Genomic DNA, 17001 nt, shown 5'->3' with positions numbered 1-17001 from the left:
GGGCGGAGAGGCACACCGAGGGGTCAGGAGGGGTTCTTGTCCCCGGGCTGTTCCGGGCCGCCGTCGGTCCCGTCCCCGTCCGGCTCGCCGCCCTTCGGCCCGCCGGGCTGGGTGAAGTCGAAACTGTCCAGCTCGTCGAGGTCGAGCTGGGCGCGGGCGAACGCCTCCGGGTCGGCGAACTCCTCGCCCGAGGGCAGCAGGTCCGGGTGGCCCCAGATGGCGTCCCGGCCGGCGATGCCCCGGTGCTCGGTCAGCGCCGACCAGAGCGCCGCCGCCTCGCGCAACCGGCGCGGGCGCAGTTCCAGCCCGACCAGGGCGGCGAAGGTCTGTTCGGCCGGCCCACCGGCCGCCCGGCGCCGACGGAACGCCTCGCCGAGCTTGACCACGTTCGGCAGCCGCTCGGCCGCGGCGGCGTCCACCACATGGCAGACCCAGCCCTCGACCAGGGCCAACGCGGTCTCCAGTCGGGCCAGCGACGCCTTCTGTGACGGCGTGTCCTCCGGGGTGAAGATCCCCTCCAGGGCCAACGCCTGCAACGACTCGGGATTGGTCGGATCGACCCGGCCCATCGCCTCCTCGATCGCCTCCCGGTTCACCGTGATGCCCGCGGCGTACGTCTCCACGGCCGTGAGCACGTGCCCGCGCAACCACGGAACGTGACCGAACAGTCGCTGGTGGGCCGCCTCGCGCAGGGCCACGTAGAGGCGTACCTCGTCCTCCGGCAGCTCCAGGCCGGCGCCGTACGCCCGGATGTTGGCCGGGACCAGCGCGGCCGTGCCGGCCGGTCCGAGCGGCAGCCCGATGTCCCCGGCCGAGAGCACCTCGGCGGCGAGCGAGCCGAGCGCCTGACCGAGCTGGCCGCCGAAGAGGGCGCCGCCGAGACTGGCGACCATCGACTGCATCGGGCCGAGCTGGGCCCGCTGCTCCGGCGGCACCAGGTCACCCATTGCCGTGACCATCCGGCCGGCGACCGGGTCACAGAGCTTGCGCCACACGTCGAGCGTCCGGAAGATCCACTCGTTCCGGTTCCACGCCACCGAGGTCTGGATGCCCGAGGGCAGCGCCGAGCTGGGCTCCAGCCACAGGTCGGCGAGGCGCAGGGCCTCCTCCACGGCGTGTCGCTCGAACGGGGTGACCGCCGGGTCCCCGGTCGAGGCGAGCTGGCTGGCCGCCACCTGGCGGGCCAGATCCCAGTTGACCGGGCCGCTGCCCGGTGCGGCGAGCAGCTGTTGCAGCTGAGCCATGAACTGCTGCATCTGCTGCGGGTCGTTGGGGTCGGGCGGCTGACCACCCGGGAGCGCGAAACCGAACGGAATATCAGGCACCCGTCCACGGTACGCGCGCGAGGGCGCCGTACGCCGGTCCGGGCGTTGCGCTCAGGGAGAACTGGGGGTTCGAGCAGCGGGACCCCGGGGGGACCTCGGTACGCTCTGGCGTATGAGACGTCGCGGGGTCACAGTCCTGCTCGGTGCGCTGCTCACCGCCCTGCTCAGCCTCGGTGTGATCGGAGCACCCATCCCGTACGTGGTGCTCGGCCCCGGACCCACGGTCAACACGCTGGGTTCCGAGGACGGCAAGGAGGTCATCCAGGTGAACGGCCGGGAGACCTCCTCCTCGGCCGGGCAGTTGCGGCTGACCACGGTGGGTGTGCAACCCGACGTACGGCTGCTGTCGGCCATCGCCGGTTGGCTGTCCGGCTCCGAGGCCGTGGTGCCGCGCGAGCTGATCTACCCGCCGGGGCAGACCCAGCAGCAGGTCGACGAGCGCAACGCCGAGGACTTCACCGCCTCGCAGACCAGCGCCGAGACCGTCGCCCTGCGGGAACTCGGCTTCCCGGTGCAGGTCACGGTCAAGGCCGTCACGGCCGGCGGCCCGTCGGTGGACCGGCTCAGGACCGACGACGTGATCACCTCGGTCGACGGTCAGCCGGTACCGACCGCGACCAGGCTCACCGAACTGGTCCGGGCCCGACCGGCCGGCACCGCCCTCACCATCGGTTTCGCCCGCGCCGGTACGCCCGGCACCACCACCGTCACCACCACCGCGGCCAGCGGTCAGCCGCCCCGGATCGGGGTGGAGATCGAGCAGCGGCAGCCGCACCCGTTCGAGTTGAAGATCGACCTGGGTGACATCGGCGGACCGAGTGCCGGACTCATGTTCACCCTCGGCATCATCGACAAGCTGACCCCCGAGGACCTGACCGGTGGAAAGATCATCGCGGGCACCGGCACCATCGACGACGAGGGCAACGTCGGACCGATCGGTGGCATCCCGCAGAAACTGGTCGGCGCCAAGCTGGCCGGCGCGGTGTCGTTCCTGGTGCCGGCGGACAACTGCGCCGAGGCGGTCCGCAACCCGCAGCCCGACCTTCCGCTGTACCGGATCGCCACCGTCAAGGACGCACTGAACGCGTTGAACCTGTTGCGTACCGGAGGCCAACCGCCACGCTGTTGAACCGGCGCGCTCACCTTCGGCTCACCTTGGGCTCATCCCACTCAGGTGGACCCCGTACTCTGGGTGCCTGGTCGGAGCCGATCACCGTGGAGCGGAGCCAACAGTGGTCATGCGTAGCAGTCCCCTACCGAGAATGAGCCGGCGCGGTCGCGTCACAGTCGGCGTACTGGTCGGGGTGTTCCTGCTGTTCACCCTGCTGGGCTGGGGGGTACAGGCCTGGACCGACTGGCTGTGGTTCGACGAGGTCTCGTACACCCAGGTCTTCACCGATGTCCTGGTCACCCGGATCGGGCTGTTCGCCTCGGTCGGTGCGGCGATGGCCCTGCTCATCGGCGGCAACCTCTGGCTGGCCTACCGGCTGCGTCCGGTGCTGCGCCCGCACTCGGCCGAGCAGGCCACGCTGGAGCGCTACCGGATGGCGCTGGCACCCAGGATCGGCGCCTGGATCAGCGCGATAGCGGTTCTCGTCGGCCTGTTCGCCGGTCTTTCGGCGCAGAGCCGGTGGAGCCAGTGGCTGCTGTTCCGCAACGGCCAGGACTTCGGGGTCAAGGACCCGGAGTTCGGCATCGACATCGGCTTCTACGTCTTCCAGTTCCCGTTCTGGCGTTACCTGCTCGGGGTCGGTTTCACCGCCGTCGTACTCACGGTGATCGGCGCGCTGGCCGTGCACTACATCTTCGGCGGGGTCCGGCTACAGGGCGTCGGCGACCGGATGACCAACGCCGCCCGCGCCCACCTGACCACCCTGGTCGCGGTCTTCGTGCTGCTCAAGGCCGTCGCGTACGTGCTGGACCGGCGGGCGATGCTGCTGGAGTTCAACGAGAGCGTCAACACCTACGGTGCCGGTTACGCCGACATCAACGCGCTGCTGCCGGCCAAGGAGATCCTGGCCTACATCTCGATCGTGGTCGCGATCGCGATCATCGTGTTCTCCAACGCGGTGATGCGCAACCTGGTCTGGCCGGGCATCTCGCTCGCCCTGCTCGGTATCTCGGCGGTGGCGATCGGCGGCATCTACCCGTGGGCGGTGCAGACCTTCGAGGTCAAGCCGAGCCTCCAGGACAAGGAATCGCAGTACATCCAGCGCAGCATCGAGGCGACCCGGGCGTCGTTCGGGCTGGCCGCGACCCAGACCACGCCGTACGGCGCGGGGAACCTGAAGCCGCCGGCCTCGCTGGCCACCGATACCTCCGTGGTGCCGAACATCCGGCTGCTCGACCCGCAACTGATCTCCGAGACCTACACCCAGTTGCAGCAGGTCCGGGGCTTCTACGACTTCGGCCCCAAGCTCGACATCGACCGCTACACCGTCAACGGCGCCACCCAGGACTACGTCGTCGGTATGCGCGAGGTCAACTACGGCGAGCTGACCACTCAGCAGAGCAACTGGATCAACCGGCACACCGTCTTCACCCACGGGTACGGACTGGTCAGCGCCCCCGCGAACCAGGTGGTCTGCGGCGGCCAGCCGTTCTTCGTCTCCGGCTTCCTCGGCAACCAGGCCCAGGCCGGCTGTTCCGCCTCGGCCGAGCAGATCCCGGCCGAGCAGCCGCGGATCTACTACGGCGAGCAGATGGACGACAGCGACTACGCGATCGTCGGCCAGACCGACGAGGGCCGCGACGTCGAGTTCGACCGCCCGACCGGCAACGACAACGAGAACAACAGCGGGCAGACCTACACCTACACCGGCACCGGTGGGGTGGAGATCGGTTCGTTCGCCCGCAAGCTGCTCTACGCGATCAAGGAGCAGGAGAGCAACTTCCTGCTCTCCGCGGCGGTGAACGAGAACTCGAAGCTGCTCTACGTGCGTAACCCGCGCGACCGGGTGGAGAAGGTCGCACCGTTCCTGACGCTCGACGGCGACCCGTACCCGGCCCTGGTCGACGGTCGGATCCAGTGGATCATCGACGGCTACACCACGGCGGCCACCTACCCGTACGCCGAGCAGGTCAACCTACAGACCGAGACGGCCGACGAGCTGACCGGGCGGGGCACCTTCCAGCTCGCCCGGGAAAACGTGAACTACATCCGCAACTCGGTCAAGGCCACCGTCGACGCGTACGACGGCACGGTCAAGCTGTACGAGTTCGACGAGGCCGACCCGGTGCTCAAGGCGTGGAACAAGGCGTTCGGTGGCCACCTGGTCACACCGAAGTCGGAGATCCCGGCCGATCTGGCGGCGCACTTCCGCTACCCGGCCGACCTGTTCAAGGTGCAGCGCAACCTGCTGGCCAAGTTCCACGTCACCGACCCGCGGGAGTTCTTCTCCGGGCAGGACTTCTGGGAGGTGCCGAACGTCCCGGACGCCCCCGACACCAACCAGCGGCAGCCCCCGTACTACCTCTTCACCCAGTTGCCGGGGCAGGACACCCCACGGTTCCAACTCACCTCGGCGGTGACCCCGGCCAGCCGGCAGAACCTGGCCGCGCTGATCTCCGGGTCGTACGTGAACGGGCAGCCGCAGTTGCAGGTGCTGGAGCTACCGGACCAGACAGCGGTCTCCGGCCCGGTGCAGGTGCACCAGAAGATGACCAACAACGCGGCGATCCGGCAGGAACTCAACCTGCTCTCGTCCAACCAGGCCCAGGTGCAGTACGGCAACCTGCTCTCGCTGCCGTTCGGCGACGGCATGCTCTACGTCGAGCCGGTCTACGTGAAGAGCAACCAGCAGAACGCGTACCCACTGCTCCAGCGGGTCCTGCTCTCCTACGGCGACGGCGGCGAGTACGTGGTGCTGGCCAACACGTTGCAGGACGGCATCAAGCAGCTGGTCGAGCAGGGCAAGGCGGCCGGCGCCACGAACCCGCCACCACCCGGCACGTCGCCGCCACCGAGCGACAACCCGCCGGCCACGCCGAGCCCCGGCGCGACGCCGACGCCACCGCCGACGCTCACCGGTGAGCTGGCCGCCGCGGCGGCCAAGGTGCAGCAGGCGATCGCCGAGGTCCAGGCCGCGCAGGCGTCGGGTGACGTCGAGCGGTGGGGCAAGTCGCTGAAGACGCTGGACGCCGCGCTGACCGAGTTCCAGGCGGCCCAGCGGGCGGCCGGGGTGCCGGGTGCGGCACCGGCGGGCTCGTCCACGGCGCCTTCGGCCACACCGAACGCTCCGGCCGGTACGCCGAGCGGCTGAGCGGCGTACGGCTGGTCTTAGCACAGGCTCGGGGTACGGAATCAGTTCGCTGATTTCCGTACCCCGAGCTCTTTTCTGGGGTATGGGTTTTGCCGGCAATGGCCGGACCGTTGCCTGCGGTGGCCCGGCCATTGCCCTGTGCCGGCGGCAAACGGCCTGGTCAGCGCCGAAACGGGCGCCTTGTGGCGGCTCGTTTTGCGGGCTCGTGTGCTGGTGCGCTAGTGTTAACGAGCCGACGCGGGGTGGAGCAGCTCGGTAGCTCGCTGGGCTCATAACCCAGAGGTCGCAGGTTCAAATCCTGTCCCCGCTACGAATGGAAAAACCCCCGGACGATACGTCCGGGGGTTTTTCGTATTTCTGTCCCCCGCACACCAGTTCCCCGCGCCGGTTCCCGGGCTCGGCGCGGGGCAGATATCGGTGAAGATCACCGAGTCAGGCTGATCGGCCGATCAACAGTTGTGCCGATCGGTCGTACGCTCCGTTGCCATGCTGTTCTCGCGCCAGCACAGGAATGTCGGTCCGGCGATCGTGGAATTCTGGCGGTGGTGGCCCGGCGCACGGTCCCGGGTGGAGGCGGCCATCGCCGACGGCACCTGGTCGGACGATCTCATCGCCGAGGTCAGTGGACGGGTGAAGGCGATCGACCGGGAGTTGGAGTGGGAGTTCGCCCAGGGCGCCCGCGCCGGCAACGCGCTCGTCGTCTCGGCCGCCGGCGCGCCCCGCCTGCGGGCGGTCGCCGAACGTTGGCGCCGGGCGGCGCCGGCCGCCGACGAGCGCTGGGAGTACCACTCGACCCGGCAGCCCGATCCGAACTCGCTGTCGGCCGCGCTGACCGTCTCCGGGCAGGAGATCAAGCTGCCCGAGTTGCGGTTCGCCTGCCGGATCGACCCCGACCGGTACGAGGTGGACGTGCTCGTACACCACCCGGCCTTCGCCCAGCTCGGTGAACCGGACCGGATGCGGGTCGCGTTCCTGGCCCTGGACTGGCTGCTCGGTGAGGTCGCGGTCGAGCTGTGGGTGGGCGTGGTCGAGGTGAGCGCGACGCTGCCGCCCCGGACCGAGTCGGGTGAGGCGCTCACCGAGGTGATCGCCCAGTTGGCCCGGCGGTTGCGGGAGACGAGCTGGCTGCTGCTCGAACGCGCCCCGGTCGCCGGCAAGGCACAGGTCGCCGCGGTGCGGCACCCGCTCAAGCCGATCCGCTGGCCGCACCTCGACACCCACCTGGCAGTGGCGGTGCCGTACCGGGCGGTGCCGGAGACCGGGCTGCCGACCGAGGCGGCGCTGGCCGCGCTGGAGCGGCTGGAGGAGCGGATCACGGCCGCCGCCGGGAGCGCGGTGCTGGTCGCCCATGAGAGCAGCGCCGGCCGCCGGACCTTCCACCTGTACGCCGAGGCGGGCGTGTCGCCGCTCGGGCCGCTACGGGAGGCCGTACAGGGCTGGGATCAGGGGCGGGTACGGCTGCGTTCCCGCTACGACCCGAACTGGCAGGCGGTCCGCCCACTGCGCCCGTGAGCGTTACCCGTCGGCCCGAGGGTACTTTCCGCCCCGCCGTGGGTAACGTCCGTTTCGACCGAGCGCGGCGTACGGGTTGCGCCCAACACGGAGGATGTAGCCATGGCTTCTCTTGGAAAGTGGTGGGCAAGGCTCAGTGCCGTCGTTCTCACGGCGAGCCTGGCGGTATTCGTGCCGGTGGCGGCCTGGGCGTCGTCGGGCACCGGCGAGTTGGTGCTGGAGGCCGCTCGCCGGCCCCGGCGCAGTGGTGTCGGTTTCGGCCTGTTCGGCCTGGTCTGCTGCGGCGTGGTCGTGGTGGCGATCGTGGTGGTTCTACTGCTGCTGGTCCGTCGCCGTTCCGGTCGCCGGTGACCCGCTCGCGGCGGTGTACGGGGTTGCTCAGCCGCCGGCCAGCGCGGCGTTGGCCTGGCTGACGAAGTCCCGCGCCGCCTCCCTGGAGGTGATCCGGCCGGCCTGGGCGCTCTCCCCGATGGTGATCAGGAGGGCCCGGACCTTCGCGTGTCCACGCGGTGGCGGCGTCGGGGCGGGCCCGAACCGGTCGATCATCGAGGTCTCGAAGGACGCGGTGAGTTTCATGCTCGGGTCGGTCAGCGTGCCGTCGACGTACGAGCGGACGCTGAGGTTGGCGCTCAGCCCGCGCTCGGTGCCGAGGATCTGCCCCGCCTCCACGTCGTTCACCAGGAAGTTGATCACGTCCGCCACGGTGTCCGGGTGGCGGGTGCCGCGAAACGCCGCCCAGTACATCGACGCCCGCGCCCACTGGGCCTTCGGCGCGCCGGGATAGCTGACCAGGCCGAGTTCGTCCTGGGTCAACTTCTGCAACTCGGGCAACTGGTTCGACCACATGAAGCTGGTCGCGGCCTTGCCGGTGGCGACCAGTTGGCGGGTGACGTCGCCGCTGTTCGCCTCCGCGACGACCGCCGGGGACGGGGTGGCCCGGCTGGCGCGCGCGTTGCGCCACAGCTCGAACCAGCGGGTCAGATCCGCCTCGGTGAAGCCGAGCTGCCGCCCCCGATACAGCTCCTTGCCCTGTTCCCGCAGCCACAACCAGAGGGCCTTGTAGTCGGCCGACGGATCCATGGTGCCGGCGATCTTGCCGTCGCTCTTCTCGGTGACCTGGGTCGCCCACTCGACGAACTCGTCGTACGGCATGCCGATGCGGGGTTCGGGCAGCCCGAGGCGGAGCAGCAGGCTCTTGTTGTAGATCAGTCCGGGCGTGTTCTCGGCCGCGGCGACGGCCATCGTCCGGCCGGCGACCTTGCCGTACTGGGCCAGGCTGGGGGGCAGACCGGTGAGGTCGAGCCGCTCGGAGCGTACGTAGTCGCTCAGGTCGAGCACGATCTCGCGTTCGGCGTACTCGGTCAGGTAGTTGTCGTCGATCTGGAACAGGTCGGGCGGGTTGCCGCCGGCGGCCTGGCTGGACAGGCGTTCGTAGTAGCCGGTGTTGCCCTGCCAGGTGACCTGGAAGGTCACCTCGGGGTGCCGGGACGAGTAGAGCTTGAGCGCCCGCTCGGTCAACTCGGCGCGCTTGTCACCGCCCCACCAGAAGATCGAGAGTCGGATCGGCTCCTCGGTCGCCGTGTCCGAGGAGCCGTCGCAGGCGGTCAGCGCGCTGCTCAGCAGCAGGCCGAGGGCCAGGGTGGCGGCGGCCAGCGCCCGCGCACCGGACCGCCCGCCGGTGCCGGTCGCCGGACCGGTGGCGGTGGCTCGGCGTCGACGTCCCCAACTCGCGGTGGCCCGGCGCCGGGAGGGGCGGGAGGCAGGGGGCACGTTATCTCCTGACGGCACCGGTCAGAGGGCTCGATCGGGAACATTTACACAGGTACGCCCACCGGGTGTCAACGGCCGTCCGGTCGAGATCCACAGCCCGGTGAGCAGGGCAGGCAACAACGCATTGACATGTGTGAAGCATCTGCGTAACGCGCTGTCGGCAGCGACCCGTACGCGATCAACGGGTCGCGTACGGCGGCCGGAACCCGTCCGGTCCCCGGCCCGCCCGGCGTCCAAGGTCCGACCGATCGCGGCCGGTGCCCGAATCCGGGCCGACCGGCCCGGTTCCTGCCCAGCTCAGGCATGGTGCGTCGGACTACGGATGGAGTCGCGTCACACCGGGGCGACGGCGCGTGGGAGGCCGACTTCCGGCGTGATGTACTTGCCGGCGTGGAACTGCTGCACTCTGGCAAGGTACGAGACGTCTACGCGGACGGTGACGACCTGATCCTGGTCGCCTCCGACCGGGTGTCGGTCTACGACGCGGTCCTGCCGACGCCGATTCCGGACAAGGGCAAGCTGCTCACCGCGCTCTCGCTGTGGTGGTTCGAGCAGCTCGCCGACATCGTGCCGAACCACATCATCTCCGCCACCGACGTCCCGGCTGAGTGGGCCGGGCGGGCGATCCGGGTCCGGCGGCTGGAGATGGTGCAGGTCGAGTGCATCGCTCGGGGCTACCTGACCGGCCTGGGCCTCAAGGAGTACGAGCGCGACGGCTCGGTCTCCGGGGTCGAGCTGCCGCGTGGGCTCGGCGAGGCGTCGATCCTGCCCGAGCCGATTTTCACGCCGACGACGAAGGCACCGCTCGGTGAGCACGACGAGTTCATGACCTTCGCCGACGTGGTCGACAAGGTCGGCGCGGAGACCGCCGAGCGGCTGCGGCAGATCACCGTGGACGTCTACTGCCGGGGCGCCGAGCTGGCCGCCGAGCGCGGCATCCTGGTGGCCGACACCAAGCTGGAGTTCGGCTGGGCGCCGGACGGCACCCTGATCCTCGCCGACGAGGTGCTCACCTCCGACTCGTCGCGGTTCTGGCCGGCGGAGTCGTACCAGCCGGGACGGGAGCAGTTCTCCCTCGGCAAGCAGTTCGTCCGGGACTGGGCGGTCAGCACCGGCTGGGACAAGAAGCCGCCCGCGCCGGAGCTGCCGGAGGAGATCGTCGCGGCCACCCGCGCCCGCTACGTCGACGTCTACGAACGGCTCACCGGCCGCCAGTGGTGACCCGCTGACCACCGCGCCCTGCCTCAGGATCTCGATTCGGCCACGCACACGTCAGGGTCGAAGATTCGCTCGGCTGACACCGAGAGGAGCCGCTTCGACGGCTGGTAGCCGGGGTTGACATGCCGGCCGAGCACTACGGTCGCCACCGAGAGCGCACCCGCGGACCTGAGGGGCGTACGCGAGGGACTGGGGGCGTGCGCCCGTTGTCCAGGTGTCGTCCAACAGCAGAATCCGGAGCGGGGAAGCCTGCGTCGGCAGGGTGGCCGCGAACCAGTCACGGTGGAACTCCCGGTCTCCGGTTCCGTACCTCGGATTGGTCTCCGCCGCGACGCTCGGCAGCCCCAGTCGTGCGCCGATGAGCTGCGCGAGCGGATGAGGGCCGGTACGACCGCTGGTGCTGGGCACGGTCACGGCGTGGGTCGGAGGACCACCGATGCTTGCTGTGATGCAGGCAAGGTGCGTGTGCAAGAAGTGCAACAGCAACGCGAGCAGATCCCGCCTGGCCCGATGAGACGGTGTTGGATCCTTGTACAGACGTAGGTTGTGATGGTGTTGCCCGGTCCGTGGTGAATAGGAGATCGGCAGCACGATGTCGGCGAGCGCGTCGCCGGCCTGGTCACGATGTGACTGGCAGGGGAAGCAGAGCGGGTAGCCCGTGGTTCGTACGCCCCGGCAGACCGGACAGATCCAGGGGACAGGGGATTGCGCAGGTAGTTGCGCTGAGGTTCGACGTAGTCCCGAATGAGCTTCCGGAGATCGTCAGAGGGTGGCGAGGTCAGGGAAGTTCTCCAGGTCAACGGCGGTGGGCGTACGGCGCAGGATCTCTTCGACCACGTCGAGCAGTTCGACCAGGCTTCGCACCACGTACACCCCGGGGTTGTCGGCAAACGCCTGCGCCCAGTCGTTCTGCATCACCTGGTTGGTGAGCACCACCGGTCGACCGTGTTGCAGCGCGAGCCGAGCCTGGATCCGGGCGCCGCTCTTCCAGCCTGCCTCGATGACAACCGTTGCGGCGGCATAGCCGCTCATCACCGCGTTACGCATCGGGAAGCTCTGTCTGGTGGGTGCCGCATCCGGCCAGAACTGGCTTATCACCAGACCAACGTCCGCGATGTGGGTCTGTAGCCGTCGGTTCGCGGCCGGGTAGTGCTGGCGGACTCCGGTGCCGATTACCGCGACGGTCCGGCCACCTGCCGTGAGCGCTGCCTCGTGTGCGATGGTGTCGATGCCCTTGGCCAGCCCGCTGACCACCGTAACCTGCCGCCTGGCCAGTGACGTCGAGACCGCAGCCGCGATCCGTAGCCCTTCGTCGGAGGCGCTGCGACTGCCGACCACCGCGACCGCGCGGCTGTCGGCATCGAGTGTTCCACGGGTGAACAGTATCGGCGGCATCTCGCGGATGTCGCGCAGTTGCCGCGGGTACGGGTCGTCAAAGAACGCGTGTACGCCGGTGCCCTCGGCTTCCCAGGCGCGCAGGTCGTCCGCTGCGGCGGCCATCATGCGATTGGCTGAGGTCTCGTCGGGGAGCAGCGATTCGCGCTGGCTCACCAATCGGTCGAGCAGGGCTTGGGCGCTGCCGGTCTCCTGGATGTCCAGAGCGATGTCCGACCAGCTCACCCCGGGCTGCCTGAGCAACGCCACGAGAGCGGCTCGTTCGGCGCTCGCCCTGTCCATGCACTCGATCGTAGGCCCTGAGTAGGGGTGAGGGTCAGCGTGCCGCTGTCGTGGCGGACCTGCTCGGCCCGGCAGCGCCGGGATTCGAAGCATCCCTGGAACATATGTTCCAACTGGTCCGCCGGCAAGCTCATCGAGGTCGGGTGGGCGGCGGACGCGGCGGCGTCGAGCAGTTGGACCTGTGTCAGTCGTCGGTCCAGTTGAGGGTGCGCTCGACCGCCTTGCGCCAGTTGCGTAGCTCCCGGTTGCGGTGATCCGGGTCCATCGCCGGCTGCCACTGCGCGTCCTGACGCCACTGGGCCCGTAACGTCTCCAGATCGGGCCAGAAGCCGACCGCCAGGCCGGCGGCGTACGCCGCGCCGAGGCAGGTCGTCTCGGTCACCGCCGGCCGGATCACGGGTACGTCCAGCACATCGGCGAGGAATTGCATGAGCAGCTCGTTGCCGGTCATCCCGCCGTCCACCCGGAGCCTGTGCAGCGGCACCGCCGAGTCGGCGTTCATCGCGTCCACCACCTCGCGGGTCTGCCAGGCGGACGCCTCCAGCACCGCTCGGGCCAGGTGCCCCTTGGTGATGTAACCGGTGAGGCCGGCGATCACCCCGCGCGCATCGCTGCGCCAGTGCGGGGCGAACAGACCCGAGAACGCCGGTACGACGTAGCAGCCGCCGTTGTCGTCGACGCTGCGGGCCAGCTCCTCCACCTCCGACGCGGCCGAGATCAATCCCAGGTTGTCCCGCAGCCACTGGACCAGCGAGCCGGTGACCGCGATCGCCCCCTCCAGCGCGTACGTCGCCGGCTGGGTGCCGATCTGGTAGCCGACCGTGGTCAGCAGGCCGTGGCCGGAGACGACCGGCTCGGTGCCGGTGTTGAGCAGCAGGAAGCTGCCGGTGCCGTAGGTGCACTTCGCCTCGCCGGGCTCGAAGCAGGTCTGGCCGAACAGGGCCGCCTGCTGGTCGCCGAGGGCGCTGGCCACCGGTACGCCGTCGAGCACGCCGGTGGCCGTACCGTAGATCTCGGCGGAGGAGCGGATCTGCGGCAGCATCGCCGAGGGGATCCCCATCAGGTCCAGGATCTGCGGGTCCCAGTCCAGCGTGCGCAGGTCCATCAGCAGCGTACGGCTGGCGTTTGTCACGTCGGTGACGTGTTCGCCGGTGAGTTTCCAGATCAGCCAGGTCTCCATGGTGCCGAAGAGCACCTCGCCCCGCTCGGCCCGTTCACGCAGCCCGTCGACCTCGGCCAGCAGCCACATCAGCTTCGGCCCGGCGAAGTACGTGGCCAGCGGCAGCCCGGTACGGGCCCGGAACCGGTGCTCGCCGTACGTCTGGTCGAGTCGACGCAGCAGTGGGACGGTACGGGTGTCCTGCCAGACGATGGCGTTCGCCACCGGTCGACCGGTGGCCCGGTCCCAGACCAGGGTGGTTTCGCGCTGGTTGGTGATGCCGATCGCGGCCAGCCGCTCGGGGCCGATCGCGGCGCCGGCCAGCGCCTCCCGGATCGTCCACTCGACGTTGTCCCAGATCTCCTCGGCGTCGTGCTCGACCCAGCCGGGCTGCGGGAAATACTGCCGGTGCTCGCGCTGCGCCACCGAGATCGGGGTGCCGGTGGCGTCGAAGACCATGCACCGGGAGGAGGTGGTGCCCTGGTCGATGGCGGCGACATACTGCTCGGTCACCGCCGCACCGTACCCGTAATCGGCCGACCGGCGCACCGGCCCGGTCACGCATCGGGCGCCGGGCCGGAAACCTAGGATGCGACCGTGCGCGACATCGCCGTCTTCAGCGGAAGTGCCCATCCCGAACTGGCCGCCGAGATCTGTGCCCACCTCGGCGTCCCCCTGCACCCGGTCCGGGTCTCCCGGTTCGCCAACGACTGCCTGGAGGTGCAGCTACAGGCCAACTGCCGGGAGCGGGACGTGTTCCTGATCCAGCCGTTGGTTCCGCCGGTGCAGGAGAACCTGGTCGAGCTGCTGCTCATGCTGGATGCGGCGCGGGGCGCCTCGGCCGGCCGGATCACGGTGGTCCTGCCGCACTACGCGTACGCCCGGTCGGACAAGAAGGACGCGCCACGGATCAGCATCGGTGCCCGGTTGGTGGCCGACCTGCTGGTGTCGGCCGGTGCCGACCGGGTGCTGGCGCTGACCCTGCACTCGCCGCAGGTGCACGGCTTCTTCAGTGTGCCGGTCGACCACCTGCACGCACTGCGTGAGTTGGCCGACCACTTCAAGCGCTACGACCTGTCCGAGACCGTGGTCGTCTCGCCTGACCTGGGCAACGCGAAGGAGGCGGCGGCCTTCGCCCGGATGCTCGGCACCCCGGTCGCGGCCGGGGCGAAGCAGCGGTTCAGCGACGACCGGGTGCAGATCAGTGCGGTGATCGGTGACGTGACGGACCGGGACGTGATCGTGCTCGACGACGAGATCGCCAAGGGCAGCACGATGATCGAGCTGATGGACCACCTGCGGGACCTGAAGGTGCGCTCGATCCGGCTCGCCTGCACGCACGGCCTGTTCTCCAGCGACGCGCTGGAGCGGCTGAGTCAGCAGGACGGCGTACTGGAGATCGTCTGCACCAACACGGTGCCGATTCCGCTGGCGAAGCGGGTGCCCAAGTTGCAGGTGCTCTCGGTGGCGCCGGCACTGGCGGAGGCGATGCGGCGGATCCACAACGGGGAGTCGGTCAGCGCCCTGTTCGCCTGACCACCGCCGGCGCGACCGGGGCCCGACCGCGTGCCCGGGGCCTGGTCAGCCCGCCGCCGGCTCGTCGGTGGTGAGGCTGGCGCTGATCCGTACGGTGGTGCCGGCCGGACCGGTCTGCACCACCAGTTCGTCGCTGAGCCGGCGGGCCAGCCACAGACCCCAGCCGCCGGTGGTGTCCGGTGCGGGTCGGCGCCGGTCGTCCAGCCGATCGGCGTCGATGCCGCTGCCGTGATCGGAGATCTCGCAGGTCACCGTCCCGCTCGCCCGCCAGAGCCGCAACCGGCCCCGGCCCCCGCCGTGCCGTACGGCGTTGGTGATCAGCTCGTTGACGACGAGCACGAAGTCGTCGAGGCGTTCGCCGGTGAGCCCCGATGCCTCGGCGAAGGCGGCAACGGAGTGCCGGAGCTCGGTCACCCGAGCACGGTCGAAGGTCTCGGTGAGCGGCGGGGGTGCGTCGATGGGCACCACCGTACGCGGAGTGCGGGGTGCGGTGCTGGTCATGGTCGGCTCGCCATCCATCGACAGGTGTTTTATGGCATTTCCACCCTACGTCAGGTTATGCCGTGACAGCCGGTTGGCCGGCCCGCGTCGCGACACCGGATCGGCCGCCCCTGCGGGCTCGTGCCGACCGCGCCGATGTGACATCGTCGGACCCGTGTCGGGACGTGACATCTTCGGACCCGTGCCGGAGAGGTCGATCGAGCAGCCGACCGGCGGCTTCCAGGTACCGCTCTGGCGGGCGATAGCGGTCTTCCGGTTCGCCTCCCTCGGTTACGTCTGCGCCCTGGTGCTGATCAACCTCGGCGAGTACGCCCACCCGATGGCGGCCGTACCGGTGCTGGTGACGATGACCGCCTGGACGGTCTTCGCCAGCTACGCGTACGCCCGACCCGCTCGGCGACACTGGCCGCTGCTCGTCGCCGACCTGCTGGTGGTCATGGCCGTACTGCTGGCCAGCGTCTGGGTGGCCGGGCAGTCCGCGCTCGCCTCCGGCGTACCGACGCTGGCCGTGGCCTGGCAGGGCGGGCCGGTGCTGGCCTGGGCGGTCACCGGCGGCCGGCGGCGGGGCGCGATCGCGGCGCTGGTCCTGGGCGGCACCGACCTGCTGATGCGGGATCAGGTCATCCAGGCCACGGTGAACGGCGTGATCCTCATGCTGCTGGCCGGGATAGCGGTCGGGCACGTGGCCCGGCTCGCCACGATCGCCGAGCAGCGCCTGCAACGCGCCACCGAGTTGGAGGCCGCGACCCGGGAGCGGGAACGGTTGGCCCGGGGCATCCACGACTCCGTGCTCCAGGTGCTCGCCCTGGTGCAGCGGCGGGGCGCCCGGCTCGACGGCGAGGCCGGTGAGCTGGCCCGGCTGGCCGGTGAGCAGGAGGCCGCGCTGCGGGCGCTGATCGCGACCCCGCCGCCGACCCGTACCGACGGGGTGACCGAGGGGCCGGAGGCGGACCTGCGTACGGTTCTCGGCGGTTACGCCTCGGCAACGGTCTCGGTCGCGATGCCGGCCACCCCCGTACGGCTGCCCGGTGCGATGGCCCGCGAGGTCGGCGCGGCGACGGCTGCCGCCCTGGACAACGCGGCCCGGCACGGCGGTGGCCGGGCCTGGGTGCTGGTCGAGGAGGAGGCCGGGGTGGTGACGGTGTCGATCCGCGACGACGGCCCCGGCATCCCCGCGCAGCGGTTGGCGGAAGCCGCCGAGCAGGGGCGGCTCGGCGTGGCGCAGTCGATTCGCGGCCGGATCGCCGCCCTGGGCGGCACCGTACGGATCACCACCGCCCCCGGCGAGGGCACCGAGATCGAACTGCGCGTCCCGATCGACTGACCGGTCGACGGCACGCCTGACAAAACTGGGGTGGGGAACATGGGTACGGAGACACCGATCCGGGTGATGGTGGTCGACGACCATCCGATGTGGCGGGAGGGGGTGGCCCGCGACCTGACCGAGGCCGGTTACGCCGTCGTGGCCACCACCGGTGAGGGCCGCCAGGCGGTCCGGATCGCCGCCGCCGCCCGGCCCGACGTGGTCGTACTCGATCTCCAGTTGCCGGACATCTCCGGGGTCGAGGTGATCGACGGGCTGGTCGGGCGGCTGCCGGGGGTGCGGGTGCTGATGCTCTCGGCCAGCGGCGAGCAGCAGAGCGTGCTGGACGCGGTCAAGGCCGGTGCCACCGGGTACCTGATCAAGTCGGCCGCCCCGGAGGAGTTCCTGGAGGCCGTGCGGCGTACCGCCGCCGGGGACACCGTGTTCACGCCGGGGCTGGCCGGACTGGTGCTCGGCGAGTACCGCCGGCTGGCCGCGGATCCCGATCCGGTCGAGGACGACGGCACGCCCCGGCTCACCGAGCGGGAGACCGAGGTGCTCCGGCTGGTCGCCAAGGGGCTGTCGTACAAGCAGATCGCCGAGCGGCTCGGCCTGTCGCACCGTACGGTGCAGAACCACGTGCAGAACACGCTCGGCAAGCTCCAGCTGCACAACCGGGTCGAGCTGACCCGGTACGCCATCGAGCGGGGCCTGGACGACTGACCCGGCCGATGGAAC

13 protein-coding genes and 1 tRNA gene are annotated in these 17001 nt (G+C 70.2%); 9 read left to right on the top strand and 5 right to left on the bottom strand.

Features of this window, described 5'->3' with window-relative positions:
- Positions 1-23: 23 nt before the first annotated feature.
- A complete protein-coding gene (locus OG792_RS29045; protein ID WP_329111497.1) occupies positions 24-1256 on the bottom strand; it encodes a zinc-dependent metalloprotease in 1233 nt (410 codons plus the stop codon).
- 181 nt (positions 1257-1437) lie between these two features.
- Here OG792_RS29045 and OG792_RS29040 point away from each other — a divergent pair, with 181 nt between their 5' ends.
- From OG792_RS29040 to OG792_RS29020, 5 genes are all read left to right on the top strand, one after another.
- Positions 1438-2454: a YlbL family protein gene (locus OG792_RS29040; RefSeq protein ID WP_329104213.1), complete on the top strand. Its 1017-nt coding sequence runs from the start codon at positions 1438-1440 to the stop codon at positions 2452-2454.
- 109 nt (positions 2455-2563) lie between these two features.
- A complete protein-coding gene (locus OG792_RS29035; RefSeq protein ID WP_329104211.1) occupies positions 2564-5587 on the top strand; it encodes a UPF0182 family membrane protein in 3024 nt (1007 codons plus the stop codon).
- Positions 5588-5823: 236 nt separating this feature from the next.
- Positions 5824-5897: transfer RNA gene (locus tag OG792_RS29030), tRNA-Met, on the top strand.
- A 176-nt stretch (positions 5898-6073) separates the two neighbouring features.
- The gene (locus tag OG792_RS29025; RefSeq protein ID WP_329104209.1) at positions 6074-7099 is read left to right on the top strand and encodes a DUF695 domain-containing protein; all 1026 of its coding nucleotides are present in this window, start codon (positions 6074-6076) and stop codon (positions 7097-7099) included.
- Between the two features lie 102 nt (positions 7100-7201).
- Positions 7202-7450, top strand: coding sequence for a hypothetical protein (locus OG792_RS29020; RefSeq protein ID WP_329104207.1), 249 nt, complete (start codon positions 7202-7204; stop codon positions 7448-7450).
- A 27-nt stretch (positions 7451-7477) separates the two neighbouring features.
- Here the strand turns inward: OG792_RS29020 and OG792_RS29015 are convergent, their stop codons facing one another.
- On the bottom strand, positions 7478-8869 hold the full coding sequence (locus OG792_RS29015) for an ABC transporter substrate-binding protein (protein WP_329104205.1): 1392 nt from the start codon (positions 8867-8869) through the stop codon (positions 7478-7480).
- Positions 8870-9259: 390 nt separating this feature from the next.
- Here OG792_RS29015 and OG792_RS29010 point away from each other — a divergent pair, with 390 nt between their 5' ends.
- Entirely contained in the window at positions 9260-10090 is an 831-nt protein-coding gene (locus tag OG792_RS29010) for a phosphoribosylaminoimidazolesuccinocarboxamide synthase (RefSeq protein WP_329104202.1), read from the top strand.
- A gap of 759 nt (positions 10091-10849) precedes the next feature.
- On the opposite strand, the gene OG792_RS29005 is transcribed toward OG792_RS29010, so the two are convergent.
- Entirely contained in the window at positions 10850-11764 is a 915-nt protein-coding gene (locus OG792_RS29005) for a DNA-processing protein DprA (RefSeq protein WP_329104201.1), read from the bottom strand.
- Between the two features lie 184 nt (positions 11765-11948).
- Positions 11949-13436 (bottom strand): glycerol kinase GlpK, encoded by a 1488-nt coding sequence (gene glpK, locus OG792_RS29000; RefSeq protein ID WP_329104199.1) that lies wholly within the window; start codon positions 13434-13436, stop codon positions 11949-11951.
- Positions 13437-13520: 84 nt separating this feature from the next.
- On the opposite strand from glpK, the gene OG792_RS28995 reads away from it, so the two are divergent.
- On the top strand, positions 13521-14459 hold the full coding sequence (locus OG792_RS28995) for a ribose-phosphate diphosphokinase (protein WP_329104198.1): 939 nt from the start codon (positions 13521-13523) through the stop codon (positions 14457-14459).
- 45 nt (positions 14460-14504) lie between these two features.
- On the opposite strand, the gene OG792_RS28990 is transcribed toward OG792_RS28995, so the two are convergent.
- Positions 14505-14960: an ATP-binding protein gene (locus tag OG792_RS28990; RefSeq protein ID WP_329104196.1), complete on the bottom strand. Its 456-nt coding sequence runs from the start codon at positions 14958-14960 to the stop codon at positions 14505-14507.
- A gap of 154 nt (positions 14961-15114) precedes the next feature.
- Between OG792_RS28990 and macS the strand changes: the two genes are divergently transcribed.
- Positions 15115-16284 carry a MacS family sensor histidine kinase gene (macS, locus tag OG792_RS28985; protein WP_329104194.1) on the top strand — a complete coding sequence of 390 codons (1170 nt, stop codon included), beginning with the start codon at positions 15115-15117 and terminating at the stop codon, positions 16282-16284.
- Positions 16285-16323: 39 nt separating this feature from the next.
- Positions 16324-16986: a response regulator transcription factor gene (locus tag OG792_RS28980; RefSeq protein ID WP_329104192.1), complete on the top strand. Its 663-nt coding sequence runs from the start codon at positions 16324-16326 to the stop codon at positions 16984-16986.
- Positions 16987-17001 lie beyond the last annotated feature (15 nt).

Origin of the sequence: Micromonospora sp. NBC_01699, from assembly GCF_036250065.1 — a bacterium.
Lineage (GTDB): Bacteria > Actinomycetota > Actinomycetes > Mycobacteriales > Micromonosporaceae > Micromonospora_G.
This window is presented reverse-complemented; position numbering and strand designations above follow the sequence as displayed.

What these genes read in the sequence shown, in the direction of transcription:
- OG792_RS29045 (WP_329111497.1), bottom strand. Translation starts at nt 1,256, where the DNA reads ATGCAGCAGTTCATGGCTCAGCTGCAACAGCTGCTCGCCGCACCGGGC.
- OG792_RS28990 (WP_329104196.1), bottom strand. Translation starts at nt 14,960, where the DNA reads ATGACCAGCACCGCACCCCGCACTCCGCGTACGGTGGTGCCCATCGAC.
- OG792_RS28980 (WP_329104192.1), top strand. Translation starts at nt 16,324, where the DNA reads ATGGGTACGGAGACACCGATCCGGGTGATGGTGGTCGACGACCATCCG.
- OG792_RS29035 (WP_329104211.1), top strand. Translation starts at nt 2,564, where the DNA reads ATGCGTAGCAGTCCCCTACCGAGAATGAGCCGGCGCGGTCGCGTCACA.
- OG792_RS29040 (WP_329104213.1), top strand. Translation starts at nt 1,438, where the DNA reads ATGAGACGTCGCGGGGTCACAGTCCTGCTCGGTGCGCTGCTCACCGCC.
- OG792_RS29005 (WP_329104201.1), bottom strand. Translation starts at nt 11,764, where the DNA reads ATGGACAGGGCGAGCGCCGAACGAGCCGCTCTCGTGGCGTTGCTCAGG.
- OG792_RS29020 (WP_329104207.1), top strand. Translation starts at nt 7,202, where the DNA reads ATGGCTTCTCTTGGAAAGTGGTGGGCAAGGCTCAGTGCCGTCGTTCTC.
- OG792_RS29025 (WP_329104209.1), top strand. Translation starts at nt 6,074, where the DNA reads ATGCTGTTCTCGCGCCAGCACAGGAATGTCGGTCCGGCGATCGTGGAA.